The sequence below is a fragment of the Flavobacterium anhuiense genome (genome assembly GCF_004151235.1).
Classification (GTDB): domain Bacteria; phylum Bacteroidota; class Bacteroidia; order Flavobacteriales; family Flavobacteriaceae; genus Flavobacterium; species Flavobacterium anhuiense_A.
In genome coordinates this window covers 1-18907 of sequence record NZ_JUIV01000028.1, presented here as the reverse complement: position 1 = coordinate 18907, position 18907 = coordinate 1, and the positions used below count along the sequence as shown (strand labels likewise).

The 18907-nt window shown below is 40.6% G+C and carries 9 protein-coding genes; 1 reads left to right on the top strand and 8 read right to left on the bottom strand.

The annotated features are described in order from the left end of the window. Positions 1–6 precede the first annotated feature (6 nt). The 8 genes from NU08_RS21140 to NU08_RS21105 form a co-directional block, all read right to left on the bottom strand. Positions 7–2442, bottom strand: a complete 2436-nt coding sequence (locus tag NU08_RS21140; protein WP_129749026.1) for a sugar-binding domain-containing protein — start codon at positions 2440–2442, stop codon at positions 7–9. Positions 2443–2489: 47 nt separating this feature from the next. Continuing rightward, complete coding sequence (locus tag NU08_RS21135; RefSeq protein ID WP_129749025.1) at positions 2490–5627, bottom strand: glycoside hydrolase family 2 TIM barrel-domain containing protein; 3138 nt, start codon at positions 5625–5627, stop codon at positions 2490–2492. 58 nt (positions 5628–5685) lie between these two features. Next, on the bottom strand, positions 5686–7338 hold the full coding sequence (locus NU08_RS21130; protein WP_129749024.1) for an alpha-L-fucosidase: 1653 nt from the start codon (positions 7336–7338) through the stop codon (positions 5686–5688). Between the two features lie 182 nt (positions 7339–7520). Then, positions 7521–10361 (bottom strand): RICIN domain-containing protein, encoded by a 2841-nt coding sequence (locus NU08_RS21125; RefSeq protein ID WP_129749023.1) that lies wholly within the window; start codon positions 10359–10361, stop codon positions 7521–7523. A gap of 147 nt (positions 10362–10508) precedes the next feature. Further along, the gene (locus tag NU08_RS21120) at positions 10509–11972 is read right to left on the bottom strand and encodes a cellulase family glycosylhydrolase (protein ID WP_129749022.1); all 1464 of its coding nucleotides are present in this window, start codon (positions 11970–11972) and stop codon (positions 10509–10511) included. Between the two features lie 82 nt (positions 11973–12054). After that, positions 12055–13278, bottom strand: a complete 1224-nt coding sequence (locus tag NU08_RS21115; RefSeq protein ID WP_129749021.1) for a glycan-binding surface protein — start codon at positions 13276–13278, stop codon at positions 12055–12057. An 8-nt stretch (positions 13279–13286) separates the two neighbouring features. Continuing rightward, positions 13287–14885 carry a RagB/SusD family nutrient uptake outer membrane protein gene (locus NU08_RS21110; RefSeq protein WP_242502620.1) on the bottom strand — a complete coding sequence of 533 codons (1599 nt, stop codon included), beginning with the start codon at positions 14883–14885 and terminating at the stop codon, positions 13287–13289. 3 nt (positions 14886–14888) lie between these two features. After that, positions 14889–18077 carry a SusC/RagA family TonB-linked outer membrane protein gene (locus NU08_RS21105; RefSeq protein WP_129749020.1) on the bottom strand — a complete coding sequence of 1063 codons (3189 nt, stop codon included), beginning with the start codon at positions 18075–18077 and terminating at the stop codon, positions 14889–14891. A gap of 374 nt (positions 18078–18451) precedes the next feature. Between NU08_RS21105 and NU08_RS21100 the strand changes: the two genes are divergently transcribed. Then, on the top strand, positions 18452–18907 hold a 456-nt coding region (locus NU08_RS21100), incomplete at its 3' end, for a MarR family winged helix-turn-helix transcriptional regulator (protein WP_129749019.1).

The window sequence follows — 18907 nt, the reverse complement described above, 5'->3', positions numbered from 1 at the left end:
ATTCTTTTAATTATTTGATGTAATAGTAAAGGTCTGCGGTTGTAATCCATCTCCTGAAACCGTTAGTTTGATTTCCCCTTTTTCATGTGTGCTTCTTACAATTGCCAATGCTCTTCCGTGCCAAGCTTTTCGAGTAAGAAATTGATAGGGTTCAAAATCCTTTAGATTCGCGTTATCGATTGCTTGGATAGATCCAGGCCCCTGAATTTTAAAAGTAAGGCGTCCATCTGCATTAGGATTCAAAACTCCTTCCCGATCCAGTAGTTCAACTGCAATATAAGTTAAATCTTGCCCGTCGGCTTTGATCTCCTTTCGGTCGGCTGCCAATTTAATCTGCACCGCCTCACCTGCAGTCTTCAGCGTAACGGATTCCTGTTCTTCTTCATTTGCTAAACCAACCGCTTTCAAGGTTCCTGATGCGTAAGGTACGACAAAAACAGTTTTAAATTCTTGCTTCTCTCCTGTTTCCTTCTCTCCTAAAAGCTGGCCATTAAGATACAGTCTAACCTTCGGGTATTTTGAATACACTTCGACCTCAACATTTTTACCAATATATTCCGGCCATGTCCAGCTTTCCCAAGTCGGATATACCGACCACCAGGTCTGTTTGATTTCAAGAGGTTCAGGTGCCGGCTCTCGAACAGCCATATAGAGTTTTTCTTTATCATTATAAAGCATGCCTCTATAATGTGCAATAGGTTTTCTCCAACCTATAAGATCTATATCTCCGCAGTAAGCGCCATGCCATGGAAAAAAATCATTTTCCCAATGCTCTCCAGGCACCTCTCCAGAATAATAGTAGCGTCCTATTCCAGATTCTCCCAGATAATCCATGGCTGTCCATACAAAATCTCCAATGATGTACTTGTTTTTCTGCACGAATTCCCAGTTTTTAAAAGCATCTTTAGGATACGATTCTGTTTGAACTATAACTCGAGAAGGCACTCTTATATGATCTTGCGGCGCTTTATCTAAGCTGTAGTTGTATCCCGCAACATCATGCTGAGCCATCAAAGGATCGAATATATCCCAATTTTTACCGCCATTAACAATAGCCGATGTTATCGGACGGCTTGTATCGATTTTCTTTATTTCTTCAGAAAGCATTTTGGCCGTATTCACTGCATCAGGATCTTCCCTTTCTGGTATTTCATTTCCAATGCTCCACATAAAAATACTCGGATGATTGCGGTCGCGGAGCACCATGGCCTGCAAATCGCGTTTCCACCAAGCATTGAAATAGTTTGAATAGTCATATTTATTTTTCCCAATCTTCCAGCAGTCAAAAGATTCGTCCATAACCAGCAAACCTAATCTGTCGCAAGCGTCTAAAAAGGCTTCTGAAGGTGGATTATGAGAAGTTCTTACAGCATTGAATCCGCTGGCTTTTAAAAGCTCCACTTTGCGCTGTTCTGCACGGTCAAAAGCAGCGGCACCCAGAGAACCGTTGTCGTGATGCACGCACCCTCCGTTGAGCTTAATTGTTTTTCCGTTGAGCTGAAATCCATTCTCAACTGTAAATTTAAGAGAGCGGATTCCAAAATCGACAATACTCTCATCAAGGATTTTCTTCTGTTTTGAAACCTTTATTAAAGCTTTATACAAAAAAGGCTGCAGCGGGCTCCAAAGTGCCGGATTGCTAACTTTTATAAGCTGAGTCACGACTTTTTCGCTCTTTGGAGAAAGCGCCACTTTTGTTTCATGACCTCCTGCGGTATTGGAATTCGGATTTTGGATTAATGCTGTAACGGTAATTTCCTGTAACGATTCGGTTTCATTGATCACTTTGGTTTCCACACGGACTGTGGCTTTTTTGGGAGAAATCTCGAAAGTGCTGATTCCTGTTCCCCATTGTGCTATATGGACTGGATCAGTATGAATTAGCCAGACGTGCCTATAGATTCCCGATCCGCTATACCAGCGGCTGTTCATCTGCTGCGAATTATCTACTCGCACCGCAATCACATTCTGTTCTCCATATTTGAGATGCGGAGAAAGATCATAGCTGAAAGGGGAATATCCGTACGGATAAACCCCAAGCGACTTGCCATTAATAAACACTTCGGAATTCATATAAACCCCTTCAAAATAAATCGCTGTTTTTTTGGTCTTCCAGCTGTCAGGCACCGTAAAAGTTTTTCTGTACCAAGCGACTCCTGCCGGAAAATATCCTCCTCCTGCGCCAGTAGTGTTTTTTGGATGAACTTTACCTTCAATGCTCCAATCATGAGGCAGATCAAGCTTTCGCCAATCTTTATCATTGAAATTATCAGATGACGCTTTAGTTTTCTCTCCTAAAAAAAATCTCCAATCATCGTCAAAAAGCTGTTTTCTCTTTACGTTTTCCTGTGCATGCAGAGATAAAAAATTTAGAAACAGCAGGCATAAAAACAGCATGCTTTTCTTTAAATAGTGTATGTGATGCAGAATTAGATTATTCATTTTTGTTATTTGATTTTATGCTGTTCTAAAATAATGCAGCTAAGACGCTACTGCTTTTGGATATATTCTAAAGTAAATCCAAACTCATACGGTTTGCTGCCAGAATTGGTATATTTTTCCATTGTTTTTGCTCCCCAAGAATCATCGCCTCCAACACCATGTATATTTAGATCAATATTTAGGTTTATAAAATCGCGTCTGGCCAGCTGATAGTCATGTCTGGCATTTTCCAAATCTTCTTCTGTATAAGGCCAAGCACGGAAATTCAACGGTTGCAATCCCGTTACTTTAATACTGTTTCCGTTTGGAGATTCAAGAGAAAACCAGCACACATCACTGCGATTTGCATTATCTTGCGGAGCTGGATACGGAACAATAAAATGTTCCAGATCTTTGTGATACGCTCCTAAAAAAGAAGCTGTTTTTCGGTCTGGGTAATTCTCATAAGGGCCTCGGCCATACCAATTTACAGCATTATAATTTTTGGGAATGCGAAGTCTCATTCCAAATTTAGGAATTTGCCCGATAGTATCGTTTAATGGCCTATAAAAAGCTTTTGTGCCTAATTTTCCATCTCCGTTGAGCTGATATTCCAGTGTATAATTGGCTCCAATACGGGGAAAATTGATATCAAACTTTACCGTAGCTAAGGAATCTTGTCTGGTTACAGAAACCTTTTTAACCACTCTATCGGCTGTCGCGTTTTTCCATTTTGAGAATTCTTTTGCATAACCGCTCTGCTTCTGGTTATCGTTTGGCGTTTTCCAGAAATAAGGTTCCAAAGGCCCCACTAACAGCTCCTGATCTTTAATCTTCCAACTTGTCAAATTACCATTGGTTTTATCGAAAACAAAATTCATATCATCCGTTTTAAGCTCAATAGCAGCAGGGCTTTCCTTTACTTTAACAGTCTTTGCTCCAGAAACATTATTTTTCCATTGATAAGGTTTAATGACAAACTGCTCGCGGGCGATGCAATAGCCTGTTTCTGCCCAAAGCGCGGCGTCTTTTAGCCTTACATAAATATTGAGGCAGATTTCAAAACAGGTTTTCTGTTCGTTCTGAAGATATGGAAGATCAATAACAGAAGAAGCGCCTGGCAAAACAGAACCAAAGTTCAGAAGGCCTTTCTGCAAAGATTTTCCTTCGCAGACATATTCATATTCGATATCGAAATTTTGAAGCGGCAGAAAATCAAAACGATTGGTGGCTTTAATGCTTGTTTTCTTTTCATCCTGCATCTGGAAAACGACAGGCTGATAGACTTTCTGCACCTCATAATAATGCGGATACGGTTTTCGATCAGAAGAAACCAGTCCTCTCATAACAAAATTGCCATCGTTGGGCTTGTCTCCAAAATCTCCGCCATACGCCCAAAATTCACTGTCTTTTAATGTATAATCGTCAGGATGCTGGGTAAGCTTAAACGGAGAACCATCTTTAGCTTTTGGCAGTCCGTGCTCGTCCCATTCCCAGATTGCAGCTCCGCATAAGCTTGGATCTGCATAAATTACATCCCAGTACTCCTGCAGATTGCCTCCAGAATTTCCCATAACATGCGCATACTCGCGCATAATTACGGGTTTGTCTTTGATCCTCTCGCCCAATTTCCTAAAATCCTCAGGATGCAGATAGCTGTCATCATAGAGATCTGATATTTCTCTGTGGGTATCCGAGAAAACAAGACGCGTCTTATCAAGTTTGCGAATGGTATCTGCCATTGCCTTCATATTTTCTCCTTTTCCGCCTTCATTCCCCAACGACCAGAAGATAACGCACGCATGATTTTTATCTCTTTCAACAAGCGATACTGCACGTTCTATATGAGAAGTTTTCCATAGAGGATCTTCACCCAGCTCTTTATTCCCGAGACCGAAAGCATGGGATTCCTGATTCGCCTCGTCCATTACATAAAAACCGTATTTATCGCAAAGCTCATAAAACAATGGATCATCGGGATAATGGCTTGTGCGTATCATATTGATATTGGCCTGCTTCATGAGCTCCATGTCTTTCACCATGAGCTGGCGGCTGATATATTTTCCGGTACGCGGATGCATTTCATGCCTATTAATGCCTTTCAATTTCACTGCTTTTCCATTGATGTAAAATACGTCCCCGCGCACTTCAATGCTTCGAACGCCAAAATAGCATTCGGCTCTGTCTACAATCTCATTTTTCTTATTTTTAAGCTCTAGCACAAGCTTGTACAAATCCGGAGTTTCTGCTGACCACAGTTTCGGATTCTCAAGTATGGCGCTAATCGTAAAGGTGCTTTTATCTGATGATGAAACAGGCACTTTTGCCTGAAACTGTTTTTCTATATAATCTCCTGATTTTGAATACCCGCTTATGGCTGCTTCAACTTTCAAACCTGAAACATGCTCCTTATGCCTATTATCCAAACGGACATCGATGGCAACTTCTGCCTTTGAAAAGCTTTTATCCAGAACTGCTTTTACAAAATAATCTCCAATAAAAATTTTAGGTCTTGCAATCAGATCCACATCTCGAAATATCCCTGCCAATCGCCAGATATCCTGATCTTCCATATAACTGCCGTCGCAGTATTTGTAAACCTCTACAGCCAGTTTATTTTCCCCTTTCTCTATGTAGGGAGTAATATCGAACTCGGCAGGCGACATAGAGTTTTCGCTATAGCCAACTTTATGTCCGTTTACCCATAGATACATTGCCGACTGGACTCCACCAAAATTAATAAACACCTGTTTATTAAACCAATTATCTGGAACAACGAAACTTGTTGTATAACTCCCTACCGGATTCCTTTCTTTATAAGCTGTAAAATCTTTATCGGGCTCAGCGCTTACTCTTGGAATATCTTTTTTGAAGGGATAGGCGACATTGGTATAAATTGGCGTTCCAAATCCCTGCAATTCCCAACTCCCAGGCACCAGAATAGCATTCCATTTATCTGTAGAAAAATCTTTGGCATAAAATCCAACCGGTCTAGACTGGGGATCAGCAGACCAGTTAAATTTCCACATCCCATTTAGGGACCTAAGCATTGGATTATTTTTTTTCTTCTCGGCAAGAAAACCATAAGCATGGGGTTTTTCCTTATTAATGCCATTAACCGCTGGATTCTCCCAGTCATTTATCTTCTGAGCATCTGCAAGATTAATCGCAAGAAATACGGTAATGAGAAAGATTTTTTTTATCATATCTATGAGTTTGAACAATTTTGTATGTTCCTAATTATTAATAACTTTTGGCAGCGACTTAATACTGTATCTTAAAAACTACCGCTATGGCATTCGGTATAACTTTTGGTTTGGCAATTGCCAGCGAATCATTATTCTGTTTCCATGATATTTTTTCATTGCTTCCCAGCACTTTAATGCTTTTTATTTTTCTGCTTTCTTTTGCTTTGCCAAGAGATTTTACGATTATATCTTCTGAAGGCGCTCCCATAACCGAAACATAAAGCAGATTGCCTTTCTGGTTAAAACGAATGTCTTTCTCAGTTAAGCTGGCCTTACCTTCATTAAAGCCTGCATCTTTTATTGGATTGCTTGTCTCAGCAATCGGCCCTTCTCCAAAAATTTTCCAAGGGCGGGTATCAAAAATACTTTCTTTGTTTATATCCATCCATTTGGCTATATCTTCAAGAATTGCAATTTCTTTATCATCAATAGAACCATCTCCGCGCACTGGAATATTTAACAGCAAGTTTCCATTTTTGCTGACAATATCAATAAGCATCTGAACAACCGTTTTGGCTGATTTATATCCGTTGTTGTCATAAATTGCCCTGCTGTAATGCCAGTCGCCAATACAGGTGCAGGTCTGCCAAGCTTCGTTTTGAATCTGGTCGGGCACTCCTCTTTCCACATCCCAAACCATACATTTTTTCTGTTCTGGAGTCAGCACTTTTCCAAATAGAACTGCTTCCAGCTTGTTATCATGGGCCGCCATGTTGGTATTGTAGTAATGGGCCGCTATTTTGAGGCCTGCATCGCTTACCGGATAAAGCGGAAGTCCCGTATCATCAAAATAAAGAAGGTCTGGTTTGTAAATATTGATTAAATCCATCGTGCGGTTATAAAAGTTTTCGCAATATTCTACAGAAGGAATAGAGGCTCCATTGTCCCAGTTCCACTGTCCCCATAAGGAGGTAATGCTTTGCTCGCTTCCAGCGCTTAGCGGATGGTTTTGCGCATATAAAGCCTGAGGATCTAACCCTTCCCACCAAGTGCCAATTCCGTCTTTCTTGGTAAGTTTTCCATCGTAAGGAATTCCAGCATAAGGCCCTTTTTTGTCTGAACGTTGCGAAGTTTCAAACCAAGTCCAAGCATGAGCCGCATGAACGCTTAATCCAAATGGCAATCCCTGTTTTTTAGCCGCCGCAGCCCAGCCTGAAATAATATCCTTTTTAGGGCCGACTTTTACAGAATTCCACGCTTGGTATTTGCTGTTCCATAAATCGAGATTGTCATGATGGTTGGCCATGGCAAAAAAATACTGTGCTCCAACTCGTTTATAAAGCGCTACAATTTTCTCAGGATCCCAGTTTTCAGCCTTCCAATCCTTAATAACCTCCTTAAACCCTGCTTTAGACGGGTGTCCGTAATGTTCTACATGCCATTTGTACTGCGCTCCGCCTTCATCATACATAAATCGGCCATACCAATCTCCCTGCTCCGGCTGGCATTGTGGTCCCCAATGCGCCCAAATTCCAAACTTAGCATTACGAAACCATTCGGGAGTTTTATACTGCTGGAGAGATTCCCAAGTCGGTTTAAATTTTCCGGAAGCGACCTTTTCAGTGTTCTCTGTAACCGGCGACTGGTATTTTTGCTGTGCCTGTAAAAAACTGGCGCAGAGGATACATAAAGCTGTAAATAATTGTTTTTTTTTATTCTTTTTATACATTTTGATTTTTATTTTTTGTTTAGCTGTGAGCTAACGTATTTTTAAATTTTTCTTTTTGGCTTTTATTGCAAAAGATTATTGGCTTTCTAATTTACAGCAGATTCTGCCGATACAGGTACATAATCTCTATATGAAAGTCCTAACAGAGATTATTCTACTGTTAGGACTTCTGTCAATTTAATTTATCTAGTTTTTTTAATCATTTTAAATGATTGGAGAAGATTGCCTCCAGTTCCTTCCACTTTTACGATATAGAATCCCGACTGAAGCGTATTTCCCATTGACAGCTGGCTTTGGTCTTTGACTTGCGCAGACTCAACATTTTTTCCGTTAATATCAAAAATTCGCACGCTTATCGGTTCCTTATAATCGTTTATTTCAATTTTAAAGCTGCTTGTAAACGGATTTGGAGAACAGATTACAGTAATTTTTTGATCTTGCAGGTTTTCTGCATTAGCACTTAACCTCAAAGTTGCGCTCGATACCGCAGTAAGAGACCATTGCTGGTTATTACTTGAACTGAGACTCCATTGGCTTAAATCGGCTCCGTTAGTTGCATTTCCTAAACCATCCAGGTACAATCCGGTCGCTTTATTTTTAAACTTTAAATAGCCCGAACCAGCATCTTCCTGTATCCATTTCTGCGCTTCACTTCCACTATAGCCCCATTGTCCAGCGATTGATGGATTAGCTGTTCTGCTCATTCCGTCGATGTACAATCCAGTAGCTCTGTTTTTAATCATAACTTCGCTGCCGTTATACTCTAGAGCCCATTGCTGGGCACTGCTTCCGCTGTAGTTCCATTGTCCTGCGTTACTTCCATTTGTGGTTCTGCTCATTCCGTCTATCAGCAGTCCAGTGCTTCTATTTGAAATGGTGTAATAAGCTGCGGTTTCAGCAAGATCGTCACCATAAACAAGGCCTCTTCCAACGGTGCTCATATAAACGCGTCCGTAGATATTCATGTCTCCCATTACGAAGTTTCCGTTTCCTGTACCTCCATACTCATGCGCATCATCATTAACGCGAGTCCAATTGCTGCCTTGGTCTACAGAACGGAAAACTCCCGTAACGCCGCTTACAGTACCCCAGATGTAAATAGTTGGATAAGAAGCGCCAGCCTTCGCTTTACCAATTCCGACTGCTGAAGCATTACTTACAGCTGTTGAAGGTGTACTAAAACTAGTTCCGCCATCAACTGACCTTATTAGTCCTCCAGAATTCTTAGCAATCCACAAGTGCCCAGCATACCCAGGAACTGTTCTAATCAGGCTAGATCCCCAAGCTCCAACATTAGAAACCGTATTGAAAGAAGCTCCTCCGTCTGTACTTACTTTTAAATCTCCGTTACTTCCGTTGTAGGCATAAAACTTGTTGTTCGTAACAGCATCAGATACGGCAACCGTATTGAAATTAATTCCTGTTACAGTCGTCCAGCTAGCTCCATTATTGGTGGAACGGTACATAGTGCTGGAAGATTCCGGAACATGCAGAATAGTTGCGCCGTCATACGAAAGTGCCACCGTTCCGCGTGGTCCTGCTAAGTTTGCAGTTGTCTTTATCCAATCAGTTCCTTGATTGTTGGAATAGTACATATATTCTCCAAGTCTTACAATTTTATTGGTATTTCCTGATGCATAAGCCAATCCAGATGTGGTTCCCATTGCAGGCTTATATTGTGGTGCATATACCGAAACATCAGTATGTTTAAATCCGTCATAATCTCCAATGACACTCATTAAAGGTCCGCCTGGAATGCTGATTAAACCTAGTGGAACACTCTCTTCAAGGCCAATAGCATCAAACTTCCAAGAGGTTTTTGATGCATTAAGATCATCACAGGTAAAAATGCCGTTTCCAGATATTACGCTTGCCTTATTGGTATTAAAAGGATTAAATTTGATATCGCCAGTCCAGTGAATGGATGCTGAAGATCCTGAAATCCAAGTACAGCCATTGTCTAAGACATTGATTCCTGAATTTCCAACCAGATCTCTCCATGATGCACCTCCATCTGTACTTAAAAAGAAACGATCTGCATAAATTATATTGCCTTGTGCATTGGTATACTGCGCCATATAAGTATTCATCGAAGAGGCAATCAGACGCTGCGAATTGGAAGGGTCAACATCAATTCCGCCAAAAGGCCCCGAAAAACCTGATGGAGTAATATTAGTTAAAGCACCCGTAGCAGAAAGTTTCCAAATCTGCCCTGAAGAAGGATTCCAAGGCCCTTCCTTATCAGCATAAGTGATTAATAAAGCCCTGTTGGAATCTAACACTGCACGCTGAGGCATATAATTTACTGTGGCTCCCGAAACGGCATTCCAAGTATTTCCAGCATCTGTACTTTTATAAAGATTGGAAGCTCCAGTTCTGGAAACGCCAGCATAAATAGTCTGGGTGATGCCTCCAGAAACCGATGCAGAATCAAAAATTACAAAACAGATTCCGTTATCATTTGCTGTTGCCGTAACCGGAAATGACGATACCTTAGTCCAAGTCGAACCGCCATTGGTGCTTTTAAACAATCCGTCGCGTCTGCTTCCGCAGAAAAGCACATTAGAATTGTTGGGATCTACAGCCAATCGCTCGCCATTAGATCTTCCCATGCCGTTTCCATGCGCCTTAAATTGTGAGGTCACTATAGTTTCAGTAAAATTAACGCCTCTGTCAGTTGATTTTAAAATCGCTGTTTTCTGGCCATTAAAATAATCGGTTCCTACCAGCATATATACCACATTATTATTCTGAGGGTCGATAGCCAATGATTCCACTCCCTGATACCCCAGCTGGTCTACACTGGTCCAGTCCAACAAAGGTATCCATCTGCTGCTGGATGAATCCCATCGATAGGCTCCCCCCACATCTGTACGGGCGTATTTTAAATTGGCATCTGTTTTACTTGGAATAATGCCGGTAACAAAACCTGCTCCTCCAATCTGAACATTTTTCCAAACGCTCTGGGCTTGGGAAGCAAAAACTGATAAAATCAATACACATAATAAGTAAGCTTTTTTCATCTTGATTTGTTTTTAAAAGTTTAAAATATTATCATCCTTACAATCTATTCTTACCTGGCCAATACTTTTAATTCTCAGCATTTTGGCATTGATAAGAGTTGCCGCATCAGAAATGCGGCAATATGCTCTATAAATTCTTTTTGATTATTATTTAATCCCTTCTTTCAATGCCGTGACCATAGCTTGATCTCTTATTGCATTATTTTTTCTGTCTATTACATTTCCTACTTCCCAATAAAAAGGCACCACACCATTGATCTTACATTGTCTGGTTACAAAAGTTGTCCAATAATCCACCGATTTATTATGTAGCGCTATATCTTTAGGCTGGTGTTTCCCATTTATCGTGCGTCTCATTGCCGCATATTCTCCCAATACAACAGGAATTCCTTTACTGACAAACTTTTCTTTAAGTTTTCGGAACGATTCTAAAATGGCGTCTTCTTCACCATAAGTAGGATTTCGGTCTGGCTCAAGAGTAGAATGATTTCCAGTCCCCCAATAGAAAACCATTTTTCCCCAGCTGACATCTTCGTCTAGAAAACAAAACTGCGACGGCGTGTATTCGTGAACCTCAACCATAAGACGGTTGGGAACAGCATCATAGGGAATTTTGTTCATCAACTCATAAGAAAGTCCCGCATTTGTAGATGGCCCCTGAACCACTAATGTTCTATAACTGTTCTTTCCTCCTGTTTCGCGAACTGCTTTTATAAAAGTTTCATGATAACTATTTAGGATTTCCATTTCCTGAGCATCATCTGCAGGCGGTTCATTAGAACCAGCAAAAATCAAATGTTCGTCAAATTCCCGCATTGTGGTGGCAATCTGTTCCCAAAGCGCTTTCTGCTTTGCATTGGTCACTTCTTTTTTAGCCAGACTGATGTTTTCATCAAGCCATCCGCCGTCCCAGTGAATGTTCAGCATCACATACATGTCATTGTTCACGCAGTACTGGATTACCTCTTTGACCCTGTTAAGCCAAGCTTGGTCAATCTTCATTTTGGAGGCATCACTCAGATAACCGTTAACCCAAGAACAAGGAATTCGTACCGCAGTAAAACCGCTGTTTTTTAAAAATTTTATATACTCTTCAGTAATCTTTTCATTGCCCCAAGCGGTTTCACCACCGAGTGCCTCCATAGTATTACCAATATTAATTCCCAAAGTCATTTTGGAAGCCAATTCTGAAGCTGTGCTGCTCATTCCAGCAGCATCTGGAGCTTTGGGAGAAATATTGTAGCTAGGATATAAATTAGCAGTCTGTGTTACTGTGATTCGTCTTGCCTGTCCGTTATCTGCTGTAACAGTCAGCACAGCCGAACGGCTAACTCCGCTGTTATTGGCAGAGGCAGTGAATGTGGTCTTGTCTGTCCCTTGAGCACCACTTAATTTACTGAGCTGCAGCCAAGATGAGGCTGAATTTGTTATAGTCCATTTGCTGTTTGCCTCTATAGTAATTGGTTCAGATGTGCCTCCTTCAGGCATAAAAGAAACTGATTCTGACGAAACTGTCAAAAACGGCTCTTCATCTGCATTTTTAGAACAGCTAAATGAGGATGCGCTGATCATAAAGAGCAGCAGCATCTGATATAAAAATTTATGTTTCATTTTATTTATTTTAGAATTAATGAATTTTATTTAAACCTTGCGAAAAAATTCAGATATTTAGAATATCCGCAGGCTTAATTCTTTAATTACTTTGCTCATTAATAATTTTTACCACTCTTATATTATCAAAAGCAGCTTTAAAAGCTATACCTGAAGCTCCATAATTATGCAGATATATCTGACATTCGGATTTTCCTTCTGCTCCAACCAGCTCTGTAATATTTTTCACGATGTCACCTTTTCCATTTCCTCCATCACGAAACTGTGCAAAAGGAATCGTTACAGTCTGCCAGCCTGTTGTTTTAAAACCTGTTGGAGAACCTTGCCAAGGCTCATATCTTGCTAAATAATTTCCTGTTGAAGCAGCAACCATTATAGAACCGCCCAACCAAGGATTTGGAACGTTTATTTCAAATTTTAAAGCCCAATTATCAACAGGATCTGAAAGATTTTCGGCAGGTATCCATTGTGTTTGACCAATTCTGACCGCATGGCTCCAAGACTGTCCGTCTCCAGCGGATAAAGAAGCAAAATCCATAACAAAGAAATTCGTTACATTTCCTCCAGGAAAATTAGAATTACCCGCGCCATTAACAACTTGCGCACCTCCCCAATATGGCCAATTGAAGATATTATCTGCATTTGATATCACACCAGTTGTTTTATCATTCACATTAAATGCGGTAAGAATTTCACCTGACTCTGTTGTTATTTTTAAAGGCCCGCTTGTCGCAATACTAGGCATTATAAAACTGACTGATGTTCCGTCATCTGAACCTGTAAATTCCTGTACTGACACGCCTGCAAAAATGAGTTCGCTGATATGGAACAAATTTGTTCCGTACACAACCACCTCTTCTCCTGGCAGAGCATTTTCATTTGATATGCGATCCAGCGCGGGAGGTCCAGCCATTATATCAATATCAAAAATCACTTTCCCTTTTGGAGTGACAAGCTCAATGGTGTTTAAATCATTTTCAGCTACAGAAGGAAATGGAATCACTGCCGGCACCTGTACAACTGCATAATTGTCTGCAAATAGACCTCCATTAAAATCGACAGCTATACCATTGAAGGCAATCTTTACGGCGTCCTTTAAATTGGATCCTTTTAGGACAACCCACTGTCCCGGAACCAGTTTATTAACCAATGTGTCATTAGGAGCCGCCGCATAATTGCGCACTTCTGTGATCACCGGTCCAGAACCTGAATCTTCATCATTGTTGCAGGACACAAACATTGCCGCTACAAGCATCATGCTTGCAAAAAACAGGCGTGCAAAACTATTGTCTATTATTTTTTTCATAACTGTCATTATTTATAGTATGGAACTGACGGTTCATTTAGTTTAGGATTCACTACAACTTCTGTCGTTGGAAGCTGCAGGGTAAAAGTGGCAGAGGTTGCAGGCGATATCGTTCCAATAGGATCCTTTGGCGTTGCTGTTTTTGAATCCTTGTCATAATCAAACAATACTCTCTGCTGATCAGTTAAAAGCTGTACTGCTTTTTGGGGATTATAATATGACAGCCTTACCAAATCATACCAATATTGTCCCTCGCAAGCAAATTCCACTCTTCTTTCGTTCAAAATGATATCTTCATTAATTGAGGTAAGAGGATTCACACCAGCACGCGTTCTTACTTTATTAAAATAGAGGAGCGCATCGGCATCACTTGTTGAAACATCATTTCCAAGCACTGCTTCTGCATATACCAGATATACATCTGCAAGTCTGAGAAGAGCGTTATGTTCAATAGATCCCAAGTAAGACATAGCAGGAGAATTATTGTCGGCTTCATTGCCTATGATATGCTTTTTCATTCCAGGAGAAGCAGCCGTATAACCGCCTCCCGCAGCATTAAGCTCAGGATAATGGTCTCCTGGCAGCATAAAGCTTGCTTTGCGTCGGATAGAATCCTGTTCTGTATAAGCTAAATACAAATCGTAGCTCACGCCTGGAGAACCCCAAGCGCCCCCTTTTTGAGGATTAATGTCATTGCTCGGCGAATAGGTCAGCAGATGATTGCCCTGCATCCATTCGGTAGTGGCAGACCACTGCAGCGCAAAAAGTGATTCCTGATTGTCGTTAAACTTGGTCTTAAAAAGATCTGCATAACTAGGCAGCAGGCTTAGCCCGCTGTTTGCAATGACATCTTTGGCATAGGTCTTTGCCAGATTTAAATACTCCTGATTGCGGCTTCCTCCTGTCTGGCCAACTCCTGCTCTAGTCAGATAAACCTTGCTTAACATTCCTTTAGCAGACCATGACGTAACTCGGCCTGGCTGATCAGTTTTAGGCAGTTTTTCTGCTGCAAAAGTTAAATCCTCAATTACAAATCTGTACACATCCTCTATTTTGTTTTTATTGATTAGAGGCGATTTAATCAGTTTGGTGTTATCTTCTATAATAGGCACTTCTCCCCAAAGCATCGCCAAATGATAGTAAGCCATGGCACGTATGAATCTTGCTTCGGCTATTGCAGCATTTTTATCTGCAGCTGAAACTGTTGATGGGGTTCTCTCATTAATGGCATTAATAGTCGTATTGCAGTGTGCCACGATAATGTAAAGTGCTGCCCACCCGGTTGTCAGTCGTCCATTGGATCCCGAAAGGGTAAAAGTATTGAGTTGCACCAGATCGGAACCCTGATATTGCAGAATAAGATTACCACTTAATATATCTCCTAAAGGCAGATAAGCCGTATTATTCCATTGTGCCCATATTCTTCCTCCATACAAGGCTGCAGTAGCCAAACGAAGCTCCTCTTTTGTCTGGTAAAAGTTCTCTGTACTTATTTCTGATTGCGATGGACGATCAAGAAAATCGTCTTGGCATCCAGCAAGCACTGCCGAAGCAAGCAGGCTTAAAATGATATTTTTATAAATAGACCTCATATTGTTCTGTTTCATTTTTTAGTTAGTTAATCCCAGATTAAGTCCAAATGTAAAGCTTCGGGATTGCGGATAGAAACCATTATCAATTCCCGCCTGCAGAGGATTCCATGAACCCACCTCCGGGTCCATTCCCGTATAGCTGGTAATTAAAAAAGGATTGTTGACATTCACATACAGCCTAAGGGAGCTTATATGTATTTTTTTCATCATCTCACTTGGAAAAGAATATCCTAAAGTCATGTTTCGGCATCTTATAAAAGAACCGTTTTCTACATATCGGTCAGAAAAACGGTTGTTTCTGTTGCTGTCATTGTTTTTCAGTCCCACAATAGACGTTTCCGGATTGGTCACATACACGTTATTGACATCTGAAGCTGAACCGTTAGGATCAATTAAAGCCAATACAGCGTGATCTTTTAAAGACTTCAAATAGCCGTTATTGGTAAGCGGATTGTCTCCATTGATTCTCATTCCGTTTACGACCTCGCTTCCCTGGTTGGCTGTAAAGAAAATATTCAGATCAAAACCTTTGTAGGTGAAAGTATTGCCAAGTCCAAACTGAAATTGCGGAACAGGCGATCCTAAAAAGGTCTGATCTTTTTCAGTGATTACTCCATCTCCGTTAAGGTCTTTAAATTTGAGATCTCCATACCATACTCCGCCCGAATTGGGAGTAATCGGCAGCACTGTTCCGTCGGTATTGGTTGGCAGTGCATGGTTTTTAAAATCTTCTGCTGTAGCAAATACTCCATCTACTTTATAACCGTAGAATGCTCCAATGGAACCGCCTACTACAGTTCTAGACACAACATCTCCTCCATAATATCCTGGAAGGAAAGCTCCGTCTGTATTTAATTTCATTACCTTATTTTTATTATGGGATAAAGTAAAATCTGTAGTCCATGTAAAATCTCCGCGCTCCATATTTTTTGAGCTCAAATGAAGATCTATACCTCTGTTGCGGACCTGTCCAATATTTACATAAGGGGCATTGATGGCTCCGGGAGAATACCCCACAATAGTTCCCGAATATAATGGAAGAGGAATCTGCATCAATAGTCCATCAGTCATACGGTTGTAAACATCGACAGATAGATTAAGCTTCCATCCAAACAGCGCAGCATCAAGCCCTATATTTCCGTATTTGGTTTTTTCCCATTCCACTGCGGGATTTGCAATATTGGTAGTCATTTGCGCGTTGCCTGAAAGCCCTGTTGATACCGATTCTAAGGTTGACAGGTAGGCATTGTTTCTGACATTTTGATTGTTGGTAAGGCCATATCCTGTTCTCAATTTCAATTCATTGACTATTTTAGAGCCTTTTAAGAATTTCTCATTGTTTAATTTCCATGCGAATGCTCCGGAATATGTGGTTACCCAACGGTTGTCAGGCGCAAATTTTGATGAGCCGTCAGCACGGATATTTGCCGTAAAAAGGTATCTGTCATCATAAATGAAATTTAAACGTCCAAAGTACGATTCCAGTGCGCTGTCCCCTTTGGTACCTCCATTGGTTGCAGTGGTCATATCGCCGCTTCCGATATTGGTTACATTGTTGGAGATGAAATTTCTTCTACCCGCAGAAACATTTTCAAACTGTGTAAGCTGCGCCTCATGTCCTAAAAGGGCATTGAAATTATATTTTTTATTAAAGACTTTTGAATAGGTGAAGAAACTTCTAAATGTGGTAAAATAATCCTGATTGTATGAGTAAAAAGCTTCATTGGTCACTTTTTCGGCTAAACCGAATTTATAGGTGGGGCTAAACCTGTCTTCTGTCTTGTACAGAAAATTGCCTGAGATCTCGTTACGGAAAGAAAAGTCTTTTGTGAAAGCGATATCTAAATAAAAATTGCCAAAAAACTGATTTCTCTTTGGATTATTTTTATTGATAAGCGCCAATGCATAAGGATTTACACGCTTTGCAATCCATCCTTCACTGCTTTCTTCCCCTGCAAAGCTTCCGTCGGCATTTCTCACGGGAATGTCCGGTGTCTGGCTTAGCGCTTCCTGAATAACGTTTGATCCGGTAGAGTTCACATTCTCATCAATGTGGGTCAGCTGCAGACTGGTTCCTAGCTTTAGCCAGCTGGTTGTCTTATTGTCTAGGTTCAATCGCACTGATGCTCTTGTAAATTCAGACCCCAAGGCTATACCTTCCTGATTAAAATACGATCCTGAAAGCAGATACTGCGTTTTTTCAGAACCTCCGCTTAAAGTTAGGACATGATTCACCATAGGGGCTTTGCGAAACAATTCTTCCTGCCAGTTTGTGCCTTCGCCCAAATAATTTGGATTGGCAAACTCAGGCCTATCATCAAAACCCCAAACTGCAGCTCTCTGATTAATAAATGTGGCATATTCCCTTAAATCCATGGTCGGATACTGCTTGATAAGCTCTTGGAATCCCGTTGAAACCTCATAGGTTATTTTAGGAGCTCCTTCCTTGCCCCTTTTGGTAGTAATCACAATTACGCCATTTGTGGCCTGCGAACCATAAATTGCGGTTGCCGAAGCATCTTTCAAGACATCAACCGATTCAATATCCGAAGGATTTATGGTTGCTAGTGGATTGGTGCCATTACCGCTGTCAAAACTTTGGCCAATGATAACCCCGTCAATTACATACAATGGCGAGCTGCTGCCAAACGAAGACATACCTCGTATCTGTATGTTTACACCTCCTCCAGGCTGCCCTGAAGTCTGCTGTACTACTACACCGGCTACTTTTCCTTGGAGCGCTTGGTCAAAAGTAACAGGCTGTGTCCTGCGGAGTTCATCTCCGCTGACAGAGGATATGGCTCCTGTAAGATCTTTTCGCTTGGCTTTTCCGTATCCGATTACCACCACTTCATTTAGCGCTTTTAAATCCTCTTTCAATTTGATTGTGAGCTGCGTATCGGTAATTTTCACTTCTTCCTTGACAAAACCCAGATAGCTAAATACAACCGTTTCACCGATTCTTGCCGTAATGGCAAAACCTCCATCGGCATCTGTTGCTGTTTTCTGATTGGTTCCTTTAAGTTGGACATTCACCCCAAAAAGAGGCTGGCCATCTGTTTCTGATGTGACAGTGCCCTTGATTTTTTTCTGGTCAGAATTTTGAGCTGACATCAATCCGGCATACAATAGCATTGCTATTATGATGCCTGCATTAAAAAGACTGCAGCCGCGCTTTTTAATGCATCGCATTTTTTTTTCATTCATAATTGGTTGGTTAGGTATTAGTTAATAAGCTGGTTTGCCTCTTTAGAAAAATTCTTAGAGACAGGGAACAAATTAACAATAAAGACTAGCCAAACTATGGTTCTATTTGTATCAGAAAAAGGGTCATATTGTAATTATTACAGAACTTATAATAAAAAAAGCCAACTATTTATTTCATTAAAATATTTTATATCTTAATTTTTTAGGATATTATCAATATCGTTTCATCTTCTTTACACGAACTCAGGAAACAGTAAAGTATCAGTTTTCTATCATTCTTACACCATTAATATGTAGATAGTCAAAAAACATTTTATACAGAAAAAAGATTTTTTATACAATTTATTTATCTTTGCTACTAAGATACTTAGTTTATGAGCAAAATTAACGACCAAAATATACTGTTAAGATTCCAAAATGCGAGCAGAAAGTATTCTGATGCATCTGCATTTATGCATGCTGCGATTGCACGAAAAGCAGGGCTTTCGGGAACCGACCACAAATATTTAGGGCTTATTCTTCCCTACGAATCTATAACCGCGGGAGAAATTTCAAAACTTACGGGTTTAAGCACAGGTGCCGTAACGGGATTAATAGACCGATTGGAAAAAATGAAGCTCGTGGAAAGGCATTTCACCAAAGAAGACCGAAGAAAGGTCATCATTGTTCCAAATGTCGAAAACAGCATGAAGCTTCTCAAACCTTTCTTTGACGAACTGCAGCAGAAAACTATGGAATTGCTTGCCACTTTTTCAGAAGAGCAGATCAAAACTATAGAAAGCTATTTTACTAAAGCCACAGCCATAATGGAAGAAACAAAAGATAATTTA

Coding starts and splice junctions, on each gene's coding strand:
- NU08_RS21110 (WP_242502620.1), bottom strand. CDS start 14,885: ATGAAACAGAACAATATGAGGTCTATTTATAAAAATATCATTTTAAGC.
- NU08_RS21125 (WP_129749023.1), bottom strand. CDS start 10,361: ATGAAAAAAGCTTACTTATTATGTGTATTGATTTTATCAGTTTTTGCT.
- NU08_RS21140 (WP_129749026.1), bottom strand. CDS start 2,442: ATGAATAATCTAATTCTGCATCACATACACTATTTAAAGAAAAGCATG.
- NU08_RS21115 (WP_129749021.1), bottom strand. CDS start 13,278: ATGAAAAAAATAATAGACAATAGTTTTGCACGCCTGTTTTTTGCAAGC.
- NU08_RS21135 (WP_129749025.1), bottom strand. CDS start 5,627: ATGATAAAAAAAATCTTTCTCATTACCGTATTTCTTGCGATTAATCTT.
- NU08_RS21120 (WP_129749022.1), bottom strand. CDS start 11,972: ATGAAACATAAATTTTTATATCAGATGCTGCTGCTCTTTATGATCAGC.
- NU08_RS21105 (WP_129749020.1), bottom strand. CDS start 18,077: ATGAATGAAAAAAAAATGCGATGCATTAAAAAGCGCGGCTGCAGTCTT.
- NU08_RS21130 (WP_129749024.1), bottom strand. CDS start 7,338: ATGTATAAAAAGAATAAAAAAAAACAATTATTTACAGCTTTATGTATC.